Genomic DNA, 25,369 nt, shown 5'->3' with positions numbered 1-25,369 from the left:
TTCAGTTCTCCTTTTATCTGTTGATCTGTGTTTATTTTTCACTGTCTGCCAAGATACAGACTTAGTGTAAGCTCTTTATTTTTTACATTCTTCAGACAGTTTCTGATGTTTTTCCAGAAGCTCAACTGTCAGTTTCTGATTAAATACCTCAGGATTGGCAGAAGCATTTTCAGGATCTGTTATCTCATCTTTATAGAGAGCATTGGGGTATGTTTCCTGAAGCTTCTCTCTCCCGTTCTCGATTATGCACTGTGCCATTTCCATGGCTGTTTTATCTCTTTTTGATCCCTTATCCAACACTGCGACGGACTCTGTAAGGGAAAAATTTCCTTCCGCCGGATCTATATAATCTACAGGAAGTCCTGCCTTCTTGTCTGCCACTGCCTGATGCCGCAGGCCGAAGCCGATGGCAACCTCTCCTGCCCGGACTTTTTTCAGTGGTCCTGATCCGGAATCCTCAATATGAGGCCCTGCATTTTCATAAATCCGGGTGAGAAGCTCTTTTGCCTCGTTTTCTCCGTATGCGTCAATGAGTGCCTGCAAAAGCAGCCAGGCAGTAGATGAAGAAGAGACATCTGTAACAGAAATCATGTCCTTGTAAACAGGATCTGCCAGATCTTTAATGGATTCCGGCACAGGAAGTCCTGATGATTCCATTACTTTTGTATTTATGATAAGCGCTCCCTCCTGAGCTGTTACAGGAGCACAGTAAGAAGGAAACTCTTCTGTTGTATTCACCGGAAAGGTCAGATCTTTAAACATCTGATTCTGCTCCTGAGCGCTGTCAATATAAAAGGTACTCATTGTGATCAGATCGGCTTCCAGATTCTTTCCTTCTGCCAGAAGCTTGCCTCCCAGCTCTGATGTACCAAAAGTCTGCATGATATATTTTCCCCGGTATCCATTTGCATCAAGCGATTCTTTCATGGCCTCAACCGCCTCGTCATCTCCATTGGAATAAATCACTACCAGGTCACTGTTGCGTCCGCCTGTTCCCAGAGAAACTGCGGAAATCACCAGAATCGCTGCCACAGCCACAGCTATGATCCTTTTTGCAGTTCGGATCCCCGACGAAACCAACTGAACATTTCCTGCTTTTTTTAATGAATATTCTGCAGTTTTTGACTTACGGGAAGCAAGGTATCCAAACAATGCCTTTGCTGCAATATTTGTAAAAAGAAGCAGCAGCGAAAGAACAAAAATTTCATTGTATTTATTGTAATACTGAAGCTGTTTGATCTTTGTTGTAATCACCATCGTGCGGGCTCCGGCAAGGAAAATCACTGCACTGATGGTTACCATTGCATTAATAAAGTAATAGCTGAACACCCGGATTATGGTTGAAATGGCGTTGGGTGTAACAACTCTCAGGATCGTTTTGATCCAGCTGTCGCCCATGAGCATGGCTGTAGTTTCCCAGGAGGCATTCATCTTTGCAAGAGATTCTTTCATCATCAGATACGGCGTTGAAAAGAAATGAATCATATTGCAGATCACCATGATCAAAAATGTATTCTGAATACCGGTACCGGAAAAACAGAACAGAAATGCAAGCCCCAGAACCATTCCCGGTATTGTGTTTGTTACCATTGCGATACCGTCAATAATCTGTTTAAACCTTCTGCTCACCTTGCTTCTTGCTGTAACCAGAGCGCTTCCATATACAAGCAGCGTTCCAAAAACTGCTGTATAAAAAGCCACATAAAGGGAATTCAGATACACATTCGAAAGCTCTTTATCCCGCAGCACATTCCGTACGTTTTCCAGTGTAAAATGAATCTCATAGGGCCATTCCTCCACAAAAGGAATTACAAAGATCACTGCAAAAACTGAAAGCACACAAATGCAGATCGCCACAGAAAGTATTCCAAAAACAACATCCCTTACAGGACTTTTTTTCAGATCTTCCTGAGAGATTTTGTTATATCTGACATTGTATTTTTCCAGATATTTCAAAACTCCGATACTGATCACAGAAGGGATCAGCATAACCATTGCAACAACTGCGCCATTATTAAAATCCGGTACACTTCCAAGCATCTGATCATAAAGAACGCTTGCAATAACCTCAAATTCTCCTCCCACCGCTGCAGGAATACCAAAATCTGTAAAGCTCAGGAAAAACGCCTGAACAAAGGATGCTGCCAGAGTTCCCATCAGAGGACGCATCACAGTCATACGGAAGGTGGCAAATGCCTTATCTCCCATAAGTCTGGACACTGTCATAAATTTTTTGTCAATATATGCCATTGCATTTGACAGAAGTACAAAAGATACCGGAAGAGTATAAATCACATAGCCGAGAAGCAGTCCCTTAAATCCATAAATGGAAAACAGCTGCTTTCCCAGAAGCTTTGTAAGAAGTCCTTCTCTTCCAAAGGAATAAATAATTGCAAATCCATAAGTAATGGTTGGCAGAAGCATGGGAAGCACTGCGGCAGCTTCAATGAGCTTCTTAAAGCATTTATTTACATTTGTATAATGAACGGTATAAGCCATCAGAAATGCAAGAAAAGTAGTGACCAGAGCGCTTGTTCCTGCAATCAGAAAGCTGTTTCCCATAGCTGTTATAAAGCCTCTGGAGCCAAAGACCTCTTTATAAAAAGCAGTTGTAATACCACTGTCTCCAAGAAAAGATTTCGCCAGAAGTCTTGCCACCGGAACCACAAGGAACGCTCCGAACAGCAGAGCTACTGCAAGAAAAATAAGCTTTGTTTCTTTATTTCTTCCGTTCATTTTTTTGCCTGCCCCTGCCATCAGGCCGAAACCTCCTGCTGGCTCAGCATGGTATTGGCAAACAGCATATAAATATTATTTCTTTTAATCTCAAGCTGATTAAGGATAAACTTTTTCACAAAAGGATTTTCCGGATGAGTAATGATTTCAGACGGCTTTCCATATTGGGAGATTCCGCCTTTCTCAAGGATCAGAACTTTATCGGAAATAGTAAGAGCCTCCTCCGGATCATGGGTAACAATAATCGTAGTCAGATTATAATCCTTTGCGATCGCCCTGATTTTATCTTTAATCGACTCTTTGATCACACCGTCAAGAGCGCTTAAAGGCTCGTCCAAAAGAAGGATTTTGGGCTTCATTACCATTGTTCTTGCAAGTGCGGTTCTCTGTTTCTGACCACCGGAAAGCTGATCGATTCTTTTGTTCAGATGCTCTTCCAGTCCAAGAAGTTCTATCAGCTCCTGAACCTCCTCTTCTGTAGAAATGCCCGGATTGTTCCTTAATCCATACGTAATATTTTCATATACATTAAGGTTCGGGAACAGGGCATAATCCTGAAAGACAATATTAAATCCCCGCTTTTCCATTGGAACGTCTGTAATATCCTGACCGTTAAAAACAATATGTCCTCCGTCTGCCTCAGCAATTCCCAGAATAAGATTTAATAAAGTTGTCTTTCCACATCCTGAAGGTCCTAATATAGAAATAATTTCTCCGTCTTCAATATTCAGATTGATATTTTCCAGGATTGTAACACCGTCATATACCTTTTTCAGATTCTCAAGTTTTAACATATTCTTCTCCTTCTCGGGACTGTTTTTCACCCGTTCTGCTATCGAACATTTACCTGTCTGTCCTGAAACACCGTCATTATAGCAACAGTATTACAGCCCTCTCAATCAAGAAAAAATAAAGACTTTGTTAAGCGCTTGTAAACTTAACAAAGTCTTTACACTGTCAAAATGTAGTAAACTTACAAAGAAGAATATGCCTTATCGCGGACCCCTCTGCTGCTTTTATCAAGAACTGTACAAAAACGGTCGTAATCGGAAACGATCAGGCCCATATAGATCATATCCACGATCATCATCTGTGCTGTTCTGGAAAAAATAGCGTCTCCGTAAAAAAGCTGCTGTTGACTGGTGCAGATTACCAGATCTGCGTATTTCGTAATCAGAGAATCCCTGAAATTTGTGATTACAATGGTAACTGCTCCGCTTTTTTTCGCCTCTTTCATGACCTCTACCGTATCTCTGGAATATCCGGAATAGGAAATCCCCACTGCCACATCCTGAGAAGTCAGATTTCCCGCACTGATCTTCTGATGATAATAATCATCGAAATGTCTGCAGGAAAGCCCAAGATACAAAAGCTTTGTCAAAAGATCAGACGCCACTGCATTTGAATTTTCCACACTGTAGATATCTATGATCCGGGCATTTTTCAATGCGCCGATCACCTTTTTAAACACCTCCGATGACAGATTTTTCAGCGTTTCCTCCATCATCATCTGAGATGTCACTGCCACTTTTCCCGGAATATCCTCCAGACGATCCTTTCTGCTGAGGTTATACCCGTACATAGGATTTGCCCTGCCGTCCTCTTTCCTGCTTCCTGCAAGCTGTTCTACCACTGCATATCGGAATTCCTTATAGCCTTTAAATCCCAAAGCTTTGGTCATCCTTACAATCGTAGGCTGGCTGACTCCGCTGTTTGCGGCCAGCTTTTCCAGAGAAAGCTCCCGAACCTTATCCATATGCGCCAGCACATAATCTGCCGCCTGCTTTTCCGACGAACGCATATCCCCGTATTTTTCTTCTATTAAAATAGCGATCCTGTTTTTCATTTCACAACTCCTTGTAGAAATTCTACAGAAAATAACGCTTTTCGCAGAATTTTCTTTTTTATCATTTTATCAGACCTGAAATAAAGGTCTCTTACACGGAGTTGTTAAATCTTTGTAAAATTGCCGGATTTTTATTTCTTTCTGCCTTTATTCGTCAAAATTTACTTCAAAAACGCCCTCCGGCAGACGCATGGTAAGAATACCAAGATTAAAGTCCTGATCCATCACAGTGATGTGGTACTCAAAAATTGCGTCATCTTCAAATTTTGACAATAAAACATAGGAACCATTTTCCTTACCGTCAATCTGATCGCAGATATCCTCATAAACCGCTTCTCCAGAAATCGCTCTGGGATATCCGCAGCTTTTTATTTTTTCTTCTATTGCTTTATATAATTCTTCCATGTAATTTCCTCCTTATATGATCAGACATTTTTATTTTTCATAAGGACAGCGGTAGCGTGGCTTTCCAAGTGATTTTTTCCCATATTCAATAGATTTTGCAGGACACTGCGTAATACACGCCATACAGTGAGTGCATTTGTCTCCCCACTGAGGCCGTCCATTCACAAGCTGTATATTATTCAGCGGACAGACTTTTACACATTTCCCGCAGCCGGTACAGCAGTTATCCACATTAAATTTATTTGCATGCACAAACAGTGGATAAAAGAGCAGATTTACGGGGCCGCTGCACACCGCACCAAGCATACTGACCGGTTCTTCTGTAAGAGGATCTCCTGCAAGTATCTGCTCTTCAACCTGCCGGATCTTCGGCTCCGCATCTGCAATGATATTTTTTGCCTCTTCCTCTGAAGGAACCCGGAACATGGCAAGATAATTTTCCGGCATCAGAATCCCCGCGCAGCCCATATAGGTAAAAACCTTATCCTCGCAAAGCTTTCTGGCATATTTTGCAGCATTTCCGATTCCGTCTCCACAGGTCATAACAAAATATGCTTTCATTCCTATGTCAAATTTCGACTTTCGAATCCAGGTTTCCACAATTTCCGGAATTCTCCATGCATAAGCAGGCACTACAAAAACTGCTGTTTCCGGCGTTTTTCCGGAGAAAATTTTTTTCTGTTTTATGGCTTCATTCAGAGAATACATTTCATCCCCTGTTTTCTCCTGGATCCTCTTTGCGATAAATCTGCTGTTTCCTGTTCCCGAAAAATAAAAAATCATCTGGACCTGCTCCTTTCTGTCCGTTCAGTTCCTCATGGAAAATTTTCTTTCATCCTCCACCAGAGGAAGCTCTTTTACATCCATTTGTTCTATGCTGATGTAGCGGTCATGAAACAGAGCCTGAAGGATCATGTCAATTGAAACCTCTTCTCCCTGAACCTGCGCCGTTACAGAGCCGTTACATTCATTCTGTACCCAGCCTGTTGCATTATATTTCTGTGCCAGATAATACATTTTGTATCGAAAGCCTACTCCCTGGACTCTTCCCCAAAACGAAAATCCCCTGCGTATTTTTGTCCCCATAGCATCCTCTCCATATTCCTCAACATTTATTTTCTGAAAAGCTGATACACCACCAGCGCTCTCTCAGTTCCTTCCACAGCACTTTTTGTACTTCTTTCCGCTTCCACAGGGACACGGATCATTTGGGTAAACCTTTTTATTCTTTTCCTCATTCACCAGTATATTACTCTGGAACGTTCCAGGAAACTGCGGATTTCGTTCTTCTTCCGGCGCATGTCCGCACAGCTGTACTTTTCTGGTTTTACTGTAAGCTTCCACCAGAAGCTCTGCCATTTCTCTTGCCTGATCCTTTGTTTCAAAAATAACTCTGTTTTTGTTCAGCTGTTCCATTGCCTCTGACATAAGTCCACCTGTATAATATACTCTGTAAATTTCACAGAGATAGGCTTCTGCCAGTTCTTCCGGCATTCCCAGTTCCTGTTCAAGAAACTGTCTGATTTTTTTATAAACCGGCTGCTTAGAAGGATAACCATTGAATGTACAGTCAACAATCTCCTCCTCTGAAGGAACATAAAACTCTCTGTCTCCCTGGTATTTCAGCAGCATCCGATAGATTTCTTTTTCTTCCAGCAATCCCTGAAGGCTGATCCTGTCGCCGTCAAGTACACAGATATTTTCCTCTTCCGGAACAGACCGGAATAATTCTGTAAATTCCTCAAAGCTTACTCTGCATTCTCTTCTTCTGCGGTACATTCTGTATACAACTCTTGCAGGAGCTGTGCCGTAAAGATATTCAACCATTACCAGACATGCGCTCAGCCAGCTTCTTTTTTTCTGAAGTTCACAAAACTCCGATGTACAAATCTTTTCAAAAACAGCAGAAACCTCTGAAGGAACCTCTGCATATCCATCGTCATAAACTGCCAGATATCCGATATCGCTGGCCCATTCCAGATCTGTCCATTCATTTTCCTCTACATGGAAAAGACCTTTTTTCATTGCTTTTTCAAAAGCCTGAAATTCCCATTCATTCAGTCTCAGAAGCTCCTTTTCCATAACCTCAGGCTTCAGGATCTCTTCGGCGATCCGTCCTGCCAGTTCCTGTTTATCAAGTTTCTCAGCCCCGGAAATCCCCAGCTCTCCGGCCAGAAAAACCAGATCCTCCTGTTCATATGCCTGCAGATACTCTGCAACCTTTGGATTTCTGCTTTCGGCTGTTTTTTTCATTTCTTTAAAAAGCGCTTTTGTTACCGTCTCTGCCATATCCTTTAACAGAGAATCGGTACATTTTTTATTATTTTCTGTTTTGCTTTCCGCATTTTCGCTGAAAATCAGAGATGCTTTTCCCTGACAGATGTCCTCATGAATCTCTTTACTGATTCTGTAATCCGGCTCTCCTGCCTCCAGTGTGAACAGCTCCGCCAGACGTTTATTTTTCTGCTCTGTATCCGACCAGAACTCTTCCTCTGCGCCTGTTTTTTCTTTCATAATCACAGGACAAAGAGCCCCTCCATCCTCACTGACTGCAGGAAGCTTTTTTTCCACCTCTGCCCTGTATTCCGGCAGTTTCTGCTCATTCGTCTTTACCCGGAAGGTAAACCATGTCATCTTATCCAACAGGTCATTTACAAATGTATTGGAAGCATTTGAAAAATCATACTGATAAGAAGTCACCTGAGGTTCATCTTCTCTGTATTCTCTTACATGAACCTTTTCCTGATAAAATTCAAATTCATATCTGTCAGTAAATGAATACTCAAGGATTTCTTCCAGGACTGCTGCCATCTGAGCAAAGGTAATATTAGAAGGAACAAGACATCTTCTCCAAACCGGCGGTTTTGTTCCCTTTCTTATAATTTTAAGCTGATAAAATTCCATGTTTTCTCTCCTGTATCTGTCTTTCTGGTTATCTTTTGTTACTGTTCATTCTATTTACAGCAACTTGGGCAAAATGCATTCCATATCGCCTTTGGCGATGGCATTTTGCCCTTTATGTCTCCTTCTCATTTTCTCTATTCTACTTCATATTGCCCAAACACACAACAGGGTTTTGCAGGACAACGCATAAAACAGGGATTAAATAAAAATACAGGGAATATCTATCCTTCCGAATAAATATCCCCTGTGTCAGTTATCTGCATGTTTTTACTGATTTTATGCCTTCCTTGTAAAGATTCTTTTTATCCTTGCTTTAATGACCGGATTGTCTTTCACTGCATCAATCAGTACAGCAATCAGAACTACCGCGCCTGTAACGATCGTCTCCCAGTAAGAAGATACACGAAGTAATGTAATACAGGTACTGATAACACTGCTTAAAACACCACCAATGATAGTTCCTACCACATTTCCAATTCCACCGGCCATAGATGTTCCGCCCAGAACAGAAGCTGTAATAGAATCCATCTGCCAGCTCTCGCCAATACTTGCCTGGAAGGATGCCAGTTTACATGCCATCAGCACACCTGCAATGGCAGAGAGAAGTCCGCTGAGACAATATACCATCATCTCAATACGTTCTGTAGGAATACCTACAATTTTTGCACAGCTTCTGTTTCCGCCCAAAGCATATACATAACGTCCGAACTTTGTTCTTTTTAATATGACTGTAAGAATCACGCAGATAATAACCATGATAATTACAATGTTTGGAAGAACGCCGCCAATCACTCCATTTGCAAGTTTTTCTGCTGATTCCGGCATACCCGTGATCGGCATACCTTTTGTAATAACGTATACAATACCTTTATAAATCTGCATAGTTGCCAGAGTTACAATAAATGGTGTCATTTTAAAATATGCAATAAAAAATCCATTTACTGCTCCCAGTACAATTCCCAGAAGGCTGGCGATCACAATGGCAAGATATGGATTGATTCCATAATTCACCATAAAGATAGCCCCCGCCATACCGCACACAGAACCGATAGTTGCCACTGACAGGTCGATTCCGCCAGTCAGAAGAACAATCGTCTGTCCAAATCCTACAATAATTACAAAGGATGCAGCTCTTGTCAGTGTACTGATATTATACGCCGTAAAAAAGTTTCCTGTGGTGGCATGTACGATAATGCCAACCAGAATCGTTACGATCAGAACCATGCCAGCCGTGGATTTAAAAAATTTCTTTATCCTGTCCATTTTGCTGTTTTACCTCCTATTGAAAAGCTACTTTCAGCACATCCTCCTGTGTGATCAAATCCACATCTGTGATGTAGCCGCTGATTCTACCCTGATGAACAACCATAATCCTGTCAGATAAAGCCATAACCTCTTCCATCTCTGAAGAAATTACAACAACTGATACTCCATTGTCTGCAAGATCACGGATAAGCTGGTGTATTTCTCCTTTTGCATTTACATCAATACCACGAGTAGGTTCATCAAGGATCAGCATTTTAATCCCCTTTGCCATCCAGCGCGCTACAATAACCTTCTGCTGATTACCTCCTGACAGATTCTTAATCAGTGTTTCTCTGGATGCTGTTTTAATTTTGAAGGAACTAATATATTTTTCAGCTGTCTCAATCGCCTGTCTGTAATCGATCAGACCGTGTTTTTTTATTTTGTCATAAGATGGAAGCATCGTATTTTCCATAACAGACATATCCGGAGCAATACCATCATGCCTGCGTTCTTCCGAAACATAGCCCATTCCATATCTGATCGCATCTATAGGGGATTTGATATGTACTTCTTTTCCCTCAATAAAAGTCTGACCGCCAGGTTCCTTTTCGGTAATGCCAAAAACACTCTTAAAAATTTCTGTACGGCCAGCTCCTACCAGACCGGCAACTCCCAGAATTTCTCCCTTATGGATTTCAAAGCTTACATTCTGGAACTCCCCTTTTCTGGAAAGATTTCTGGCCTCAAAAAACACTTCATCGGAAACTTTTCTCTGGACTCTACCCGTAATCTGTACCTTTTTCCCAGCCATCTGATTAATCATTTCTTCTTTTGTGATTTCAGAGACATGGACTTCTTTTACAAGGCATCCGTCCTTCATAATAGTGATTCTGTCTGCCTGTTCCATAACCTCATCCAGGTGATGAGTAATAAATACCATAGCTGTGCCGCCTTTTTTCAGCCTCTGCATGGACTGAAAGAGACTTTCTGTCTCACGATTGGTCAAAACCGCTGTAGGCTCATCCAAAATCAATACTTTTGGATCATAGGCAAGCGCCCGGGCAATAGAAACAAGCTGCTGATACGCTGCCGAAAGCAGCTTTACCGGCTGAGAAACATCTGTCTGAACATCCAGAAGCGCAAGAAGTCTCTCTGCCTCCTGACGGGTCTTTGTCCAGTTGATCAGCTTTTTTTCCATCACTTCATTTCCCAGAAAAATATTTTCCGCAATGCTGGCTTCTGGTACAAGATTCAATTCCTGAGGTACCAGAACAATATTTTTTCTCATTGCTTCTCTGGGAGAGGAGAACCTGACCGGTTCTCCCTCCATGATCATCTCTCCGCTGTCCATTGCAAACTGTCCGGTAAGAATATTCATTAAAGTACTTTTTCCCGCTCCGTTTTCACCTACCAGTGCATGGATTTCTCCTTTGCGGAGCTTTAAAGTCACACCGTCAAGAGCCTTTGTTCCCGGGAAGGTTTTTACAATATCCCGCATTTCAACCAGAAGCTTCTCTGTATTATTCTGCATCTGCACTTTCTCCATATAACATTTCAATATATTTATCTGCGCTGTCTGCATAAACGGAAGTGGATCCGACATTTGTAGCCTCTTCCTCTACTGCTTCTCCGTCAATTGTCTTTACTGCGTTATAAACCAGCTTATATCCCATGTCGTAGCAGTTCTGAACCTGTGCCACAAACAGTGTACCGTCTTTCAGATATTCCAGAGTACGAAGATCATGATCCATACCTCCGATTACAATATCCCCTGATTTACCGGCATCCTTCACTGCCTGACATGCGCCAACCGGATTCGACATGTTATTGCAGAGGATTCCGCCAAGATCCGGATATGCCTGAAGCCAGGATTCTGTAATGCTGATTGCTTTTTCTACTGCATCGTTATCTCTCTGCTCGTCTACAATCTCAATGTCCGGATATTCTGCAATCGTATCTTTAAATCCCTGGAGACGTTCTTCATGAGATGCGGCTCCCATTGTTCCGGAAAGGATCGCAATCTGTCCTTTACCGCCCATCTCTTCGCACACTGCTTTTGCAAGAGCGCAGCCATCGCCGTAATTATCTGTATTTCCTACAAAAAAGCTTCTGTCGCAGTCTTCAATATCACTGCTGGCAAAGGTTGCAACCGGGATTCCTGCTGCCACTGCTTCATCCACAGCCTTTGCTGTTGTCTCCGGCTGATTTACATCAACAGCGATCAGATCATATCCCTGTCCGATGGCTGTTTCAATGGAATTTACCTGATCCACTGCGTCCGGCTCTGCAGGTCCATACCATTCATAATCGATTTCCACGCCTTTTTCTGCAAAATCTGCTACTGCCGCATCAACGCCGCATTTAATTGCATCGTACCAGCTGTGGATATTTTTGTATGTACAGTAAATTTTGTAGCTATCCTTTTTCGGTTCATAACTTGTATCGAAATCTGCGTCTGCCAGTTCAGTTTTACCTGTAGCGCTGTCTCCTGCCTTTGCCGCATATACATTCACAGATCCTGTCATTGTTCCGATCATTGCTGCTGCCATTGCCATAACCATCATTTTTCTTCTTAACATCTTAAAATCCTCCCTGTACATTTATTTTTATATGCTGTTTTTCTTTACTGGAATTTAACTGCTGCCTTGATGACTTCATCCTTATGATTCAGGCTGTATTCAATAGCTTCAATACAGTCCTTAAAATCAAACTCATGAGACACAATGCTTCTGACCGGGATCAGACCGGAAGAAACTGCTGCAATCGCCTTTGGCCAGAGATTTCTGTAGCGGTATACAGAATAAATAGTTCCTTCCATTGCATTCAAAGTTGCAATATCCAGCTCCAGAACCGGTTCCGGAGAAACACCAACCAGTGTGACCTTTCCTGCACGTTTGATCAGTCTGCAGGTCTGAAGTGTTGTAATTCTGTTTCCCGCACATTCGTAAACCTGATCTGCGCCGCCTCCCGGAAGTGTTTTGGCAAATTCTTCAATGCTCTCACGTTTACTGTTAAATACTCTTGTAGCGCCTACTTCCAGAGCCTTTTCCAGACGTTTGTCCATTACGTCTGCAACATAAATCTCGCTGACGCCTCTTGCCTTAAGGCTCATAATAGTACAAAGACCAATACATCCGCTTCCCAGAACAATCGCAGTCTCTCCCACCTTTGCATTTGACAATTCTGTTGCATGCATTCCAACTGCCAGAGGCTCGATCAATGCCCCTTCCAGCGTATCCATATTATCCGGAAGCTTATAGCACATGCTTGCATCATGCACACAATATTCTGCATTTACTCCGTCTCTTTCTCCCGGAATTGCAAGCATCCTGATATTCTTACAGAGATTATAATTTCCTTTTCTGCAGTCTTCACATTCGCCGCAGGGTACTGCCGGTTCAATAGAAACTTTATCTCCTACTTTAAATCCTTCTACTCCTTCGCCAACTGCGCTTACTACTCCGCCCGGCTCATGTCCCAGAGCCAGAGGCCCATCCAGAGTCCAGTTAGCCAGCTGTCCCTCCTGATAAAAATGAAGGTCTGAACCACATACTCCTACATATTCCAGCTTGATCTGAAGCTCTCCTTTTCCCGGCTGAGGAATGTCACGTTCTACCCATTCCAGTTTCTGTTTACCGGTTAATACACATACTTTCATTTTTCCTTCCATGATGTTCTTCTCCTTTATGTCATAATTATTTATTTAAGTTCTTCTCCGTTTACATTAGTACCCGTTCAACTGCTTTTTTCCATCCGAGATACTTTTGCTCAGCTTCTTTTTCATTCATTTCAGGTTCATATTTTGTCCTGTTCAGCTTGTTAAAAATATTTTCATCCCACAGCCCTAACGCAATTCCCGCTGCAAAAGCCGGTCCCATTCCTGAGAGTTCTTCCGCATCCGGCACCTGAACCGCTGCCCGTGTCATGTCGCTTTGAAACTGCATCAGATAACTGTTTCTGGTTGGGCCTCCGTCTACTCTTAATTCCTCAACCTTTACTCCTGCATCTTCGCTCATGGCATTGACAATATCTGTGATCTGATAAGCAATACACTCTACTGCGGCCTTTACCAGCTCCGGCTTTTTTGTAGTTCTTGTCATCCCTACAACTGCCGCTGTTGCCCGACTGTCCCAGTAAGGAGCTCCAAGTCCTGAAAATGCAGGAACCAGATAAGTTTTATCATCTTTTGACGCCTCTTCCGCAAGTTTTTGGGTCTCTCCGGGAGATGAGATCAGCTTCATATCATCTTTCAGCCATGTGATCACTGCCCCTGTATAATTCAGATTGCCTTCCAGTACATAATTTACTTTTCCGTTCATACTCCATGCAAGAGAGGTCACCACTCCATGGGTACTCAAAACAGGCTTTTCTCCAATATTCATCATAATAGAAGAGCCGGTTCCATAAGTGGATTTCGTCATTCCCGGTTTCAGACATCCCTGTCCAAATAAGGCTCCGTGTGAATCTCCCAGAACTCCGTGTATCGGAACCGGATGAGGCAGAAATCCGTTAAAATCCGTTTCGCCAAAGCAGGAATCTGAATCACATACCTCTGCCATATTATCCGGGTTGATCCCAAAAAGCTCACAGATCTCCTGATCCCATTTCAGCTCAAAAATATTAAAAAGCTGTGTCCTTGACGCATTGGAATAGTCTGTTTTATATTCTTTTCCTCCGGTCAGTTTATAAATAAGCCAGGTGTCAATTGTTCCATGACAGATATTTCCTGAATCTGCTTTCTCCTTTGCTCCTTCCACATTTTCAAGGATCCAGGCAATCTTGGATGCCGGAAAATAAGGAGACAGATTAATACCCGTGCGGCTTCTGACTGCTTCTGCCTGTCCTGCCCGTTCCACTCTTTCACAGATATCAACAGCTCGCGCGCACTGCCAGACAATTGCCTGTCCCAGCGGTTCCCCTGTTGATCTGTCCCAGGCAAGGGAAGTTTCTCTCTGATTACTGATTCCCACACCCACAACATCACCTGCCGGAATACCGGATTCCTGAACCAGATTCCTTACAGCTTCCAGAGTATTTCTGTAAATCTCTTCCGGATCATGAGAAACCCAGCCTTTTTCATTTATGATCTGCCTGTGAGCTTTGTCAGTACGTTTGATCAGATTCCCTTCCTGATCAAAAAGCAGTGCTTTTGTTCCCTGTGTACTCTGATCGATTCCTATTAAATATTTCCCCATATCAGATCAGCTCCATTACCTTTTTTACAATTCCCTGTGCATTCAGTCCGTAATAATCAAAAACTTCCTTTGATGTTCCGGAAATAACCGGCTCATCAGGTAATGAAAGATTGATCACCTTTACAGGACAATGTTCGCCTGTAACCTGACTTACCATAGATCCCAGTCCCCCAAACGGCGCATGCTCCTCAACGGTAACTACAGCCTTTACATTGGAAGAAACACGGATGATCGTTTCTTTATCCAGCGGTTTCAGGCAGTACATATCTATAACTGATGCACTGACTCCTTTTTCATCAAGAAGCTCTGCTGCATCCAGGGCCGGTTTCACCATTTCACCACAGGCAATAATTGCAATGTCTGTTCCTTCTCTTACTACTGTTGCCTTATCCATCTCAAAAGGTATCTTGCCCTCTTCATACACATCCTCAACAGCATTTCGTCCTACACGAATATAAGCAGGTTTTTCATCTTTAAGAAGCGCCTCTGTCAGCTTTTCTGTCTGAAATCTGTCGCTTGGAAGATAGACTCTCATATTGGGAATGGCTGACATGGCTGCTATATCCTGCGCAGAATGATGGCTCATTCCCAAAGCCCCGTAGCTTACTCCTCCACTGATCCCAATCAGTTTTACGTTTGTGTTTGAGTATGCCACATCTACTTTACACTGTTCATAGCTTCTGGTAGATAAAAAGCAGGCCGGCGAAGCAGCATATGGTTTTTTTCCACATTTCGCAAGTCCTGCGGAAATACTTACCAGATTCTGTTCTGCTATTCCTGTTTCTACAAACTGTTCCGGATACGTCTCTGCAAATTTTGAAAAAGAAGCGCTTCCCCGGGAATCACTGCAAAGAGCAACAATATCTTTATCTTTTTCTGCCTCCCGCATCAGTACATCACAAATTACCTGTTTGTTTGCAATTTTAGCCATGGATCAGCGCCTCCCTTCTTTTTCTCAAATCAGTTTTAATCTGTATTACCTCTTCCGGTGACGGAACCTTATGATGCCAGTTGGCTTTATTTTCCATAGTTTCGGAGCCTTTTCCTTTTACAGTATTTGCTATTACTACCGTAGGCTTATTTTTCACTGTTTTAGCTTCATCAAAAGCCGCTTTCAGCTGAGGTATACTGTTTCCATCTTTAACATCAATGACATTCCAGCCAAATGCCCGGAATCTTTCATGAAGATCATCATGTGCCATTACATCTTCTGTATTGCCGGAAATCTGTAAACGGTTTCTGTCTACTACAGCACAGAGATTATCAAGTTTATAATGAGAAGCTGCCATTGCGCCCTCCCATACAGACCCTTCCGCCAGCTCTCCGTCTCCCATAACCGTATAAACACGATATCCTGATTTATCCATCTTCCCTGCAAGTGCCATTCCTACACTTACTGGAAGTCCATGTCCCAGAGAGCCGGAGTTCATTTCAATGCCGGGAAGTTTATTATTGGGATGTCCGATAAATTTTGTCCCAAATTTACTAAACTGCGCTATTACATCTTTAATATCAAAAAATCCTTTTCTTGCCAGTACTGCATAATAGGCTTCAACAGAATGTCCCTTACTTAAAACGAACTTATCTCTTTCAGGATCATTCATATTCTCAGGGCTGATATTCATCTGATCGAAATAAATTTCTGTCAGAATCTCCATAACGCTCATGTCTCCGCCAATATGCCCGGCTTTTCCCTCCACTATCATATCGATAACATCTTCTCTAAGCTCATAGGCCATTGCAGATAACTGATTCATAATATCCTCCTCTCTAAATTATATTAAGTTTTATTAAGTTTTTATTTATTTGTATTTTACCCCCCCCCCCATGTGTAAATGTCAATAGTTTTTTAAATTATTTTTACTTTATTTTAGTTATATTTGATAAATATTTATCATCCTCGACTTATTTTTCTGTATTTCAACATAAAAAAAACACTGATCTATAGTATTTTCCATAAATCAATGTTTTTATATCAATTATATATTTAGAAAAATTAAGTTTATTTCAATTGATTAACACTTTTTCTAATAATTAATTTTGTGCCTATTTCAGTTTTCATAGAATAATCTCTGGGATTCTGCATTTTTTCCATTAAAAGCTCAACTGCTGCGGATCCAAATGCATTTTTAGGAACATTTACAGTGGTCACAGAAGGAACTATCATTTGACATACAGGTCTGTCGTCAAATCCAATTACAGAAATATCCTCTGGTACCCTGTAACCATTATCCTGCATTCCATGAATGGCATGACATGCAATAAAATCGTTTTCCGCAATAAATATAGTGGGATTCTCATTATTTTCTGAAAGGTATTTTCCTACCTCTTCTCTAATAGTCTTTTCCGAATAATTTACATCCCAGATATAGCTTTCCTTTATCTTCAGGCCAAATTTTTTCATACAATTTTTATAAGCCTGATATCTTTCTGAAAAACTGGTGATACGCTCTCGGCATCGTATATATCCGATTTCTCTATGTCCCATATCATATGCATATTGCATTGCTTTGCTGATTCCCTGAAAATTATTAATAGAAACAGAATCTACATCACTGTCCTGAAATGAATTATCCAATACCACAAAAGGAAGTCCTGTATCAATAAATACCTGAAGATCTTCTCGCTGCATCTCAACTCCAAATATAAGAAATCCTTTACAATCCGAAGATCGTAATTGCATTTCCTGTACCTCAAGAGGAGTACTTCTATTCATATATACAAAGCTCAGATTATAGCCATAGTCAGTGAGACTACTGTTTAGTCCCTCCAATATATAATTAAAAAACGGAGATTCATCCACAATTTTTCCTATTGTCTTATATACTACAAATCCAATATTTCCATTCGTAACAGGAATGTCTTTAAGAAGATAATCACATCCTAATTCTCTGATTTTTTCAATAATTTCCTGACGCTTTTGATCACCCACCCCTGGTTTATTATTTAACACAAGTGAAACTGTCGCTGTAGAAACTCCAAGCATTTCTGCAATATCTTTCGCTCTTAATGCCATTTTCATCCCTCCTTTCACTTAATCATACTAAATTGTTTAGAAAAAAACAAGTGTCTTTGCCACATAAAACAATTTCAGAGAAATTTTATGTATAAATTTTCTAAAAAACATGTTATCCCAAACAATATATTCATTTTCCTGTTATGATTCATAATCTTTAACACCACAAAAAATACAGGAAAGCTGGAATCATCATCCATCCCTCCTGTATTTTCCTGTTTCCTGGAATTTACATATTTTCCTTCTTTTTCTCCTTAAACGGCTTCATAAAGATCACCCATCCAAAGATCAGCAAATTCAGTACAAGAGCAGCCGGTATATCCGCCCAGTGGATCTGCTGGTTCTGAAGCACTTCCGTAGAATATGTTCCGGAAAAGACTACAGCCATATTGTTATTCAGAAAATGGATGATCACCGGAACCCAGATATTCTGTGTTTTCATATATGCATATGCCATAAAAAGTCCGATTGTAATACAGGTAATAAACTGACTTGCCAGAGCCGCCAGTCCCATATCCGGAGTGGTATAATAGAAAAAGTCAATTGGCAGATGCCATACAGCCCACACACAGCCCAGAAGGATCACGCCGCCTTTCAGTCCGAAACGCTTCTGAAGAAGGGGCTGAAGATAATATCTCCATCCGTATTCCTCGCCGAAAAACGCCACTACTGCCAGGAAAAAGTTTAGCAAAACAGTAAAAAACATGATCCAGGTGGTTGGATTTGCCATTATTTTTCCAAATTCAGAAAGCTGGCCGCCAAGAGCGCTGGCAATTACAAGTCTGAGAAGGTACAGTCCAATAAACAGCAGGATCATAAGAACCGAAGTACTCCACTGATTACTGTTCAGTCCGTAAGCTCTGCGCTTTTCTTTGCCGGATACCAGAAGAAGGATCCAGAAAACAATACTTCCTCCTATCATGACATACTGCAGAATCAGCATCCACTGAGAAAACGGTGTACCCATAATGTCTATATTCACAGGAGCCAGAACAGAGGCTGCCGTACATACAACCATCGCTGCCGTCAGCGCCACAAAAAATATGTAAAAAACTTTGGGAAGCTTTTTATCTCCCTTCCTGGTGATTAAATAAGCCATCATAACGCCTGCTGCCGGATACAGCATCTGCGCATTAGGAAAAGCGCTGAGATCAATTCCCTTTCCGTATCCATACCACATCAGAAGCCCCAGCACATAGGTGATTCCGTATGCTATGATCACATAGATCATAAGCTGTTTTTTCTCTGTCTGCGTAAATTTCATAATTCTCCTCCTTATTCTCCCGGAAATACTGCTGTTACGGAAAAAATCCCGTCTTTTGTCTCTATATTCAGCGCGCCGTGATATTTTTCTACTGTATGGCGCACATTTTCCAGGCCAATTCCTTCATGCCCCTGTTTTCCTGAGCGTCCCGGGGCGTAGACTTCAGAATAGGGATTCCATATTTTTACTACTGTAAAATCCTGTATCTGTTCCCCTCTTATTTTTATCCAGAAATTCTTTTTATTTTCGCCTGCCTCTATGGCATTATCCAGAAGGTTTGCAAAAATGGTTGTCACATCCATATCCGCCAGAAAATCCAGGCTGATACCGCCCATATTACATTCTGCCTGCCCCGGTTCCAGCTTTTTTAATTTGTCGTTCAGAATCATGTTCAACATTCTGTTATCTGAATAAAATTTCAGTCCCAGAGAATTCAGCATTCCGTGAACGTCCTCAAAATAACCGGCCGCATCTGTTTTTGCTGACTGTTCCAGCATATTCAGATGATTTCTGATATCATGTATGATTCTTCTGGAGCGATTATAATTATTTTCCATATCCTCATAGTACTGATGAGTCAGCTCATTCTGCTGCTTCATCAGCTCTACCTTCTGCTTCAGCTCCCTGTTTTCTGCCAGATCATACCATACATACAGACAGTAAATATTAATAACCAGCAAAAGGATCATACAGAGGATCACACCCCAGAATCCATGCTCCAGAAAAAAGCTTTCCCCGGAAATGCAGTACAGATATATAAGAACCATACTAAACAGCGGCACAAGAACCATTCCTCTGATATGCAGTTCTCTCTGTTCCTTTACCAGGCGTTTTCTGACAATCCGCCTCATAAGATAAGTCACGGAAAACATACAGATCATTTTTGCCAGCACAAGTGTATAATAGGAGAGTATATCCTGGTAAAAACCAAACTTTTTACTGATATATACGGTAAAATAAATACCTATCACCTGAGCGCCATAATTTGCCATTCCGTAGATCAGAGAATACAAAATCCAGGTTCTGCTTCTGTGATAGAGAAACCAGCAGACTGCAATGTAATATACTGTAAGCACGGACATTGTAATAATATCATTCCACCATAATGTCGGAATCAAAAAGGTCAGTACAACAAAAATCCCCCAGACACAGTATCTTACCCATGGTTTCGACTCCACCTCTCTTGGCATGGAATACAGAAACCAGATAAAGCTTCCTGTATGGATAACCAGTTCAATGATCTGAAAAAAGCAATATAATACATAATTCATTTCCATCATCCTCTCCGGTGCTCCAGCCGTGCCGACAGCCAGACAGTCAGCTCCTGTTTCCATGTTTTCTGTTTTTTCTGGGAAAGAGGAATTTCCATTCCATTGTCCAGATAAATGTGCTGTCCTTTTACATTTTTCACATGAAGCATATTTACGGAAAAGCTCTGATGAGGCATGGAAAAGCCAAAATCCTCCATACGTTTTGCCACATTTCCAATGCGCTCCACCATATAATATTCATCTTCATCTGTCACAATCCGTATCCTTCTGTTCTCATACTCAAAAAAATAAATGGACTCTACAGGAAGGCAGACAATTCCATCCACTGTGCGAAAATCAAGGATGATCTTTTTATCCGAGGCTTCCATATACCGGAATATCTCTTCCAGAACATTTATAATCTCCTGTCTGTTCACAGGCTTCAGCAGATACTGAAATGCATGAACTCCAAAAGCTCCTGCCACATAATCCCGGTAAGCTGTCAGATAAACAATTTTTACATCAGTATCTACAGACCGGATAGCCTTTCCTGTTTCTATGCCATTCATTCCCTGCATGTCAATATCAAGAAAAACCGCGTCGTAAGGCTGGTAATTTTCCATCAGCTCCCTCCCGGAAGAAAACACCCTTACCTCCACCTGAGACTTCCATTCCAGAATCATTTTTCTGACCTGCTCACGAATATTTTTATCATCATCACAAACTGCAATTCTGTACATTCCTGCCACTCTCTCCTGTTGTTTTTACTATAATCATTATACCTGAAGTTGTAAATACAGTATACACAAGAGACAAAAATCATGTACTAAATGACAGAAAATCGTATACCTGAACCAGAACAACAGAGAGGCCGTTTCCGAACAGAAAAAGACTGCTGAAGCCTCTCACCGCCGGGTTTTTATTCCCGGCAATTTCAAAGCTTACAGCAGCCTTTTATATTTTTGAATAAATCTACATTCTTAGCTTTTTGTGGAACTCACCCACTGTATTCTTCTTCTGAAAAATAAAAAGTCCTGCCAGCACCAGAAAGCTGATTCCCGCACAGATCACAGAAGGATACGTAAACCTTACGATTCCGGCCCACACCAGGATAATGGGAATACATCCCGCAATTCCCGCCTGCACAAGATAAAAAAGATATTCCTCCGGCTCCAGATGATTTACCTTGGCAATTACAGGAATGGAACCAAGCACAGCCATTGCCCCAAAGGGAAGTACAAAGTCCACCGACCATCTGTGCCAGCCTGTAAATACATCCCACAAAACAGCAATAGCCGTTATGATCAAAAGCTGCCACATTTCATTTTTCAGTATGTTTCTCCGCTTGGTATATCCCACAGAAACTACTAGCCACGCGCAAAAGCTTCCTGCTGCCGCAAACCAGAACCAGTTCAGAGTCTGCGCAGTCATATAATTGATCATTCCGCACAGCACCGCCGCTGCCAGACAAAGAAACGTAAAGGTCTGATATGCTTTTCTGCCCTCTTTTTTCTGCTCTTCCCCACATCCGGGAAAATCATTTCGCTCCTCTGTAAATGAAATTTCATCTTTTTTCAGATATTCAAGAAAATTTCTCTGAATGCTTTCCCCGGGTATTTTTGAGGTAAATCCCAGAAGAAGCTCGTCCCCGTAGGAACAGGAGCAAAGCTGCAGCGCCTCTGTACAGGTAAAAAATCCAAAGCGTTCAATATATTGTTCATATTCCTCCGGAAACCGCACCACTCCTATATTGGAATATACGGTTGTGATTCTCCTGCTTCCCAGAGCCGCGCCTACCATGAGAAAATACTTTTTTACTTCAAGGGGTACGGCCCGGATCACCGGATTCTTTTCCAGACGTACATAGCCGTTCATGTGCATGGCAATCTTTTCTTTTACAAGCTCTGTCTCAAATTGCTTTTTTACATCCTCCAGCACATCCTGAAAGGTGGTCGTCTCTGTAAATGTATAGCCCACCTCGATCCACCCGAAAAAATTTGCCATGGATTCCGAAGGAAAAAAGTTTCTCAGGTTTACCGGAACCATCAGGGTAACAGGACGCTTCTGACGGTTTCTGGGAATCTCCTCATGAATGGAACAGATAAAAATTGCCGACAGATATGCTGTAATGGAAGCGCCGTAGGAGCGCGCCTTATCCAGAATTTCCTTTACGGGAATGGAAATCTCCAGAATCTGCATATCGTCATGTCCCAGCATTTCTCCCTTCAGCCTCACTGCGCGAGGATTTTTTTCTTTGTTTTTCGGAGTTTCCGAGGAATAATACTGGGAAAAGCTGTCCTCCTCATGATCCCGGAACGTTGCCCTCTGCCGTGTCTCCGTTTCCGGAAACCGAGTCTCCGGATGCTGCAGTTTCAGATAATTCTGCACCAGCTCCTGAAGAAAATTCCTGGCTCCCGTACCGTCGGTAAGTGCATGATATACTTCAAAATTAATACGGTTTTCATAATAGGAAACCTCAAACAAAAGAGCTTTCTTATCCGGAATATAAAGCCTGCTGCACGGAGGTTTTACTTCCTTCTTTGCAACAGCTCTGATATCTCTTCTTTCCAGATAGAACCAGAATAACCCCTTTCTCAAAACCACTTGAAAAAGGGGATATTTTTCCATTGTATGATCCAGGGCTGTCTGCAGTATTTCCGGATCTACTGTCTCTTTCAGCTCACAGTACATCCGGAAAACTCTGGTATCATTCTTATCCGTTGCGGGCGGAAATGCCAGCGCCGCATTATCCAGTTTCCGCCAGTTTGAATATCCTGATTTCACGTTTTCCGCCTTCTCTCCTATAATAGTTCAAATATATCATAGTCTTAATGAACAGGCAAGAAAGGATTTGAGCAGACTTTTCCCCACTATCCACAAATTTTTCTGTTAAAATATAAAACAATCTTTTTATGGAAATGGGCAAGAATCAGACCTCTCTTTTTTTCAAAAACTCATTCATATGCCGAAAGCTTTCCTGCACATGAAAAAACCGGATCCCCAGTGCAAAATATCCATGGAGCGCATTGGAAATTCTGTGTACCTCCACATAATTTCCTGCCTGTTCCAGTCTGTTTCCGTATTCTTCTCCTTCATCTCTTAACGGATCAAACTCTGCTGTCAGTATCAGAGTATCCGGCATATCAGATAAATCCTTTTCCATTAGCGGTGAAAAATAGGGATTCTCCCGATCCTGCGGGCTGCTCTCATAAAGCTTCAGATAATTTTCCATTCTCTCAGAGGTCAGCAGATAGTCTGTTCCGTTCCTGTGAACCGACTCATAGGGAGACTGCTCTGTATAGCAGTTGCCCAGAGCCGGATAAATAAGAATCTGCCTTTTTGGCATAAATTCTCCTCTGTCCCTTGCCATCAGGCACACCGCTGCTGCCAGATTTCCTCCTGCGCTGTCTCCCATGATCGTAATTTTATCCGGATCTATATTCAGGTCATGGTCTGTATACAGTTCTCTGGCCGCAGCATAGCAGTCCTCCAGCCCTGTCGGGAAACGATATTCCGGAGCCAGCCTGTATTCTACTGAAACCACAATATGCTCTGTATCCTGAGCCATTCGGGAACATACCCGGTCGTAATTTTCCACGCTGTCCGTCACCCAGCCTCCGCCATGAAAAAACAACAGGATCGGACAGGAACGTCTCTCTGCTGTGTCCATTGTCATAACATCCTCTGACGGAAAATAAACGCGCACGGGAACCTCATATTCTCCGTTATACACCTTTGTATCCAGTTTTTTTACAAAAATCCTCATTGCATCCAGTTTTTTGAGATCCGCCAGACGTCTGGCTGCCTCCACTTCAACATTACCGTATGATAGCGCATGTAAAATTGCGCGCATTGTCTTTGATATCAATACGTTGTCCTCTCTGTTTATCTCATTTTTACGTTTCCATCATATCATCATCAGTTTTGTATGACAATCATTTCCCGAATTTATCTTATCAATGCTGTTGCTTTTATTTTCTTTTCTCTTTCCCTTAAAAATGTTATACTTGTCTCATAAATACATTCTCTGCCGTTTCCTGGATTTTTTCTGAGACAGGCCGGCATCTGATTTCATTTACTTACAGAAAGGAGCTTTCAATATTGGAAAATAATAATACCGCCGTACAAAATCCACTGGGTACGGCTCCTGTCGGAAAGCTGATTGCCAAATTTGCAATTCCGGCCATTATCAGTATGCTGGTCAGCGCTCTTTATAATATTGTTGACCAGATTTTTATTGGCCAGGGAGTGGGAATGCTTGGAAATGCAGCCACAAATGTTGCCTTTCCCGTAACGATTTTTTCCACTGCCACCGCGCTGCTTCTGGGAATCGGCAGCGCATCCAACTATAATCTTGAAACGGGCGCCGGTCACGAGGAACGCGCCAGCGGAATTGCCGGTACCGGACTTTCCATGCTGGTAATCTGCGGAGCAGGCCTGTGCGCTGTGGTTCTGCTGTTTTTAAATCCGCTTTTGCATCTGTTCGGCGGAACGCCTGAGGTTATGCCTTATGCGCAGGATTATCTGAGCATTACAGCTGTCGGACTTCCATTTTTTGTACTGACTACAGGCGGAAATCATCTGATCCGCGCGGACAGAAGTCCAACCTATTCCATGGTATGTATGCTCACCGGGGCAGTGATCAATACCATTCTTGACCCTCTTTTTATTTTTGTATTCGGATGGGGGATCAAAGGCGGCGCCTGGGCTACTGTGATCGGACAGGCAGTTTCCGGTGTTCTTGTGATTATTTATTTTGCAAAGTTCCGAAAAATGCGCCTGACCTCCCATATGTTCCGTCCCCGTATGGAATATCTGAAAATGATCGCCTCCCTTGGAATGGCTTCCTGCATGAATCAGATCGCCATTGCCGTTGTACAGATCTCCATGAACAATATCCTTCGTCACTACGGAGCAGATTCTGTTTACGGTACTGACATTCCCATTGCCTGTGTCGGGATTATTTCCAAAGTAAATCAGGTATTTCTTTCTATCTGTATTGGCATTTCCCAGGGCTGTCAGCCTATCTGGGGCTTTAATTACGGAGCTTCCAGATATGACCGGGTACGTAAAACCTACCGTTGCTCTGTTACTGCCTGCACGGTAATCGCCACTGTATTTTTTGTGTGTTTTCAGCTGTTTCCACACCAGATCGTGGGACTTTTCGGAACCGGAAGCGAGCTTTATTTCCAGTTTGCGGAGCGCTATCTGAAAATATTTATGCTGCTTACCTTTGCCAACGGAATCCAGCCCATGTCTGCGGGATTTTTTACCTCTATCGGAAAAGCAAAGCTGGGCGTGATCATGTCCCTTACAAGGCAGCTTGTCTTCCTTCTTCCGCTGATCGTTATTTTCCCGTTATTTATGGGAATTGACGGAGTTATGTACGCAGGACCTATTGCCGATACGGCTGCCTTTATCCTTGCAGTCGTCTTTGCTCAGAGAGAACTGAATAAAATGAAAAATGCAGAAAAATTTCTTTAATTGGATGGCATATTAGAAAAA

The 25,369-nt window shown here is 42.1% G+C and carries 21 protein-coding genes; 1 reads left to right on the top strand and 20 read right to left on the bottom strand.

Annotated features, from left to right (window positions below):
• Nucleotides 1-75: 75 nt before the first annotated feature.
• From NSA57_RS08785 to NSA57_RS08690, 20 genes are all read right to left on the bottom strand, one after another.
• Complete coding sequence (locus NSA57_RS08785) at nt 76-2,757, bottom strand: extracellular solute-binding protein (protein WP_257464609.1); 2,682 nt, start codon at nt 2,755-2,757, stop codon at nt 76-78.
• A complete protein-coding gene (locus NSA57_RS08780; protein ID WP_022068300.1) occupies nt 2,757-3,530 on the bottom strand; it encodes an ABC transporter ATP-binding protein in 774 nt (257 codons plus the stop codon). Before NSA57_RS08780 ends, NSA57_RS08785 begins: the two co-directional genes overlap by 1 nt.
• 179 nt (nt 3,531-3,709) lie before the next feature.
• Nucleotides 3,710-4,582 carry a MurR/RpiR family transcriptional regulator gene (locus NSA57_RS08775; protein WP_257464608.1) on the bottom strand — a complete coding sequence of 291 codons (873 nt, stop codon included), beginning with the start codon at nt 4,580-4,582 and terminating at the stop codon, nt 3,710-3,712.
• Between the two features lie 147 nt (nt 4,583-4,729).
• Nucleotides 4,730-4,987, bottom strand: a complete 258-nt coding sequence (locus tag NSA57_RS08770) for a hypothetical protein (RefSeq protein ID WP_138270902.1) — start codon at nt 4,985-4,987, stop codon at nt 4,730-4,732.
• A gap of 30 nt (nt 4,988-5,017) precedes the next feature.
• On the bottom strand, nt 5,018-5,770 hold the full coding sequence (locus NSA57_RS08765; protein ID WP_257464607.1) for an EFR1 family ferrodoxin: 753 nt from the start codon (nt 5,768-5,770) through the stop codon (nt 5,018-5,020).
• Nucleotides 5,771-5,794: 24 nt separating this feature from the next.
• Nucleotides 5,795-6,073, bottom strand: a complete 279-nt coding sequence (locus NSA57_RS08760) for an acylphosphatase (RefSeq protein ID WP_022068304.1) — start codon at nt 6,071-6,073, stop codon at nt 5,795-5,797.
• Nucleotides 6,074-6,136: 63 nt separating this feature from the next.
• Complete coding sequence (locus NSA57_RS08755) at nt 6,137-7,891, bottom strand: IS1096 element passenger TnpR family protein (protein WP_257464606.1); 1,755 nt, start codon at nt 7,889-7,891, stop codon at nt 6,137-6,139.
• A 276-nt stretch (nt 7,892-8,167) separates the two neighbouring features.
• Nucleotides 8,168-9,154 carry an ABC transporter permease gene (locus NSA57_RS08750; protein WP_022068306.1) on the bottom strand — a complete coding sequence of 329 codons (987 nt, stop codon included), beginning with the start codon at nt 9,152-9,154 and terminating at the stop codon, nt 8,168-8,170.
• A 16-nt stretch (nt 9,155-9,170) separates the two neighbouring features.
• The gene (locus NSA57_RS08745; RefSeq protein WP_257464605.1) at nt 9,171-10,670 is read right to left on the bottom strand and encodes a sugar ABC transporter ATP-binding protein; all 1,500 of its coding nucleotides are present in this window, start codon (nt 10,668-10,670) and stop codon (nt 9,171-9,173) included.
• Nucleotides 10,660-11,718, bottom strand: coding sequence for a substrate-binding domain-containing protein (locus tag NSA57_RS08740; RefSeq protein WP_257464604.1), 1,059 nt, complete (start codon nt 11,716-11,718; stop codon nt 10,660-10,662). The genes NSA57_RS08745 and NSA57_RS08740 overlap by 11 nt, the downstream gene beginning before the upstream one ends.
• Nucleotides 11,719-11,762: 44 nt before the next feature.
• The gene (locus NSA57_RS08735; protein WP_022068309.1) at nt 11,763-12,809 is read right to left on the bottom strand and encodes an NAD(P)-dependent alcohol dehydrogenase; all 1,047 of its coding nucleotides are present in this window, start codon (nt 12,807-12,809) and stop codon (nt 11,763-11,765) included.
• 49 nt (nt 12,810-12,858) lie between these two features.
• A complete protein-coding gene (locus NSA57_RS08730; RefSeq protein ID WP_173753219.1) occupies nt 12,859-14,334 on the bottom strand; it encodes an FGGY-family carbohydrate kinase in 1,476 nt (491 codons plus the stop codon).
• Nucleotide 14,335: 1 nt separating this feature from the next.
• Nucleotides 14,336-15,265: a transketolase family protein gene (locus tag NSA57_RS08725; RefSeq protein ID WP_257464603.1), complete on the bottom strand. Its 930-nt coding sequence runs from the start codon at nt 15,263-15,265 to the stop codon at nt 14,336-14,338.
• A complete protein-coding gene (locus tag NSA57_RS08720) occupies nt 15,258-16,091 on the bottom strand; it encodes a transketolase (protein WP_257464602.1) in 834 nt (277 codons plus the stop codon). Before NSA57_RS08720 ends, NSA57_RS08725 begins: the two co-directional genes overlap by 8 nt.
• Before the next feature lie 245 nt (nt 16,092-16,336).
• Nucleotides 16,337-17,356, bottom strand: coding sequence for a LacI family DNA-binding transcriptional regulator (locus NSA57_RS08715; RefSeq protein WP_257464601.1), 1,020 nt, complete (start codon nt 17,354-17,356; stop codon nt 16,337-16,339).
• Between the two features lie 223 nt (nt 17,357-17,579).
• Complete coding sequence (locus tag NSA57_RS08710; RefSeq protein WP_257464600.1) at nt 17,580-18,614, bottom strand: CPBP family intramembrane glutamic endopeptidase; 1,035 nt, start codon at nt 18,612-18,614, stop codon at nt 17,580-17,582.
• An 11-nt stretch (nt 18,615-18,625) separates the two neighbouring features.
• Nucleotides 18,626-19,885, bottom strand: a complete 1,260-nt coding sequence (locus NSA57_RS08705) for a sensor histidine kinase (protein ID WP_257464599.1) — start codon at nt 19,883-19,885, stop codon at nt 18,626-18,628.
• Between the two features lie 5 nt (nt 19,886-19,890).
• The gene (locus NSA57_RS08700; RefSeq protein WP_022067996.1) at nt 19,891-20,604 is read right to left on the bottom strand and encodes a LytR/AlgR family response regulator transcription factor; all 714 of its coding nucleotides are present in this window, start codon (nt 20,602-20,604) and stop codon (nt 19,891-19,893) included.
• A 232-nt stretch (nt 20,605-20,836) separates the two neighbouring features.
• Nucleotides 20,837-22,648: a DUF6320 domain-containing protein gene (locus NSA57_RS08695; protein WP_257464598.1), complete on the bottom strand. Its 1,812-nt coding sequence runs from the start codon at nt 22,646-22,648 to the stop codon at nt 20,837-20,839.
• A gap of 145 nt (nt 22,649-22,793) precedes the next feature.
• Nucleotides 22,794-23,717, bottom strand: a complete 924-nt coding sequence (locus tag NSA57_RS08690; protein ID WP_257464624.1) for an alpha/beta hydrolase — start codon at nt 23,715-23,717, stop codon at nt 22,794-22,796.
• Nucleotides 23,718-23,965: 248 nt separating this feature from the next.
• Here NSA57_RS08690 and NSA57_RS08685 point away from each other — a divergent pair, with 248 nt between their 5' ends.
• The gene (locus tag NSA57_RS08685; RefSeq protein ID WP_257464597.1) at nt 23,966-25,348 is read left to right on the top strand and encodes an MATE family efflux transporter; all 1,383 of its coding nucleotides are present in this window, start codon (nt 23,966-23,968) and stop codon (nt 25,346-25,348) included.
• Nucleotides 25,349-25,369 lie beyond the last annotated feature (21 nt).

It is taken from the genome of Blautia caecimuris (assembly GCF_024622975.1).
In the GTDB taxonomy this organism is placed as follows: domain Bacteria; phylum Bacillota; class Clostridia; order Lachnospirales; family Lachnospiraceae; genus Blautia_A; species Blautia_A caecimuris.
The sequence above is the reverse complement of the archived record's forward strand: the minus strand, read 5'-3'. Positions and strand labels throughout refer to the sequence as shown.

Excerpts from the sequence above, each read along its gene's own strand:
- NSA57_RS08780 (WP_022068300.1), bottom strand. The coding sequence starts at position 3,530 with ATGTTAAAACTTGAGAATCTGAAAAAGGTATATGACGGTGTTACAATC.
- NSA57_RS08700 (WP_022067996.1), bottom strand. The coding sequence starts at position 20,604 with ATGTACAGAATTGCAGTTTGTGATGATGATAAAAATATTCGTGAGCAG.
- NSA57_RS08725 (WP_257464603.1), bottom strand. The coding sequence starts at position 15,265 with ATGGCTAAAATTGCAAACAAACAGGTAATTTGTGATGTACTGATGCGG.
- NSA57_RS08785 (WP_257464609.1), bottom strand. The coding sequence starts at position 2,757 with ATGGCAGGGGCAGGCAAAAAAATGAACGGAAGAAATAAAGAAACAAAG.
- NSA57_RS08730 (WP_173753219.1), bottom strand. The coding sequence starts at position 14,334 with ATGGGGAAATATTTAATAGGAATCGATCAGAGTACACAGGGAACAAAA.
- NSA57_RS08755 (WP_257464606.1), bottom strand. The coding sequence starts at position 7,891 with ATGGAATTTTATCAGCTTAAAATTATAAGAAAGGGAACAAAACCGCCG.
- NSA57_RS08745 (WP_257464605.1), bottom strand. The coding sequence starts at position 10,670 with ATGCAGAATAATACAGAGAAGCTTCTGGTTGAAATGCGGGATATTGTA.
- NSA57_RS08760 (WP_022068304.1), bottom strand. The coding sequence starts at position 6,073 with ATGGGGACAAAAATACGCAGGGGATTTTCGTTTTGGGGAAGAGTCCAG.
- NSA57_RS08715 (WP_257464601.1), bottom strand. The coding sequence starts at position 17,356 with ATGAAAATGGCATTAAGAGCGAAAGATATTGCAGAAATGCTTGGAGTT.
- NSA57_RS08740 (WP_257464604.1), bottom strand. The coding sequence starts at position 11,718 with ATGTTAAGAAGAAAAATGATGGTTATGGCAATGGCAGCAGCAATGATC.
- NSA57_RS08720 (WP_257464602.1), bottom strand. The coding sequence starts at position 16,091 with ATGAATCAGTTATCTGCAATGGCCTATGAGCTTAGAGAAGATGTTATC.
- NSA57_RS08735 (WP_022068309.1), bottom strand. The coding sequence starts at position 12,809 with ATGGAAGGAAAAATGAAAGTATGTGTATTAACCGGTAAACAGAAACTG.
- NSA57_RS08765 (WP_257464607.1), bottom strand. The coding sequence starts at position 5,770 with ATGATTTTTTATTTTTCGGGAACAGGAAACAGCAGATTTATCGCAAAG.
- NSA57_RS08770 (WP_138270902.1), bottom strand. The coding sequence starts at position 4,987 with ATGGAAGAATTATATAAAGCAATAGAAGAAAAAATAAAAAGCTGCGGA.
- NSA57_RS08750 (WP_022068306.1), bottom strand. The coding sequence starts at position 9,154 with ATGGACAGGATAAAGAAATTTTTTAAATCCACGGCTGGCATGGTTCTG.
- NSA57_RS08775 (WP_257464608.1), bottom strand. The coding sequence starts at position 4,582 with ATGAAAAACAGGATCGCTATTTTAATAGAAGAAAAATACGGGGATATG.
- NSA57_RS08690 (WP_257464624.1), bottom strand. The coding sequence starts at position 23,717 with ATGCGCGCAATTTTACATGCGCTATCATACGGTAATGTTGAAGTGGAG.
- NSA57_RS08710 (WP_257464600.1), bottom strand. The coding sequence starts at position 18,614 with ATGAAATTTACGCAGACAGAGAAAAAACAGCTTATGATCTATGTGATC.
- NSA57_RS08705 (WP_257464599.1), bottom strand. The coding sequence starts at position 19,885 with ATGAATTATGTATTATATTGCTTTTTTCAGATCATTGAACTGGTTATC.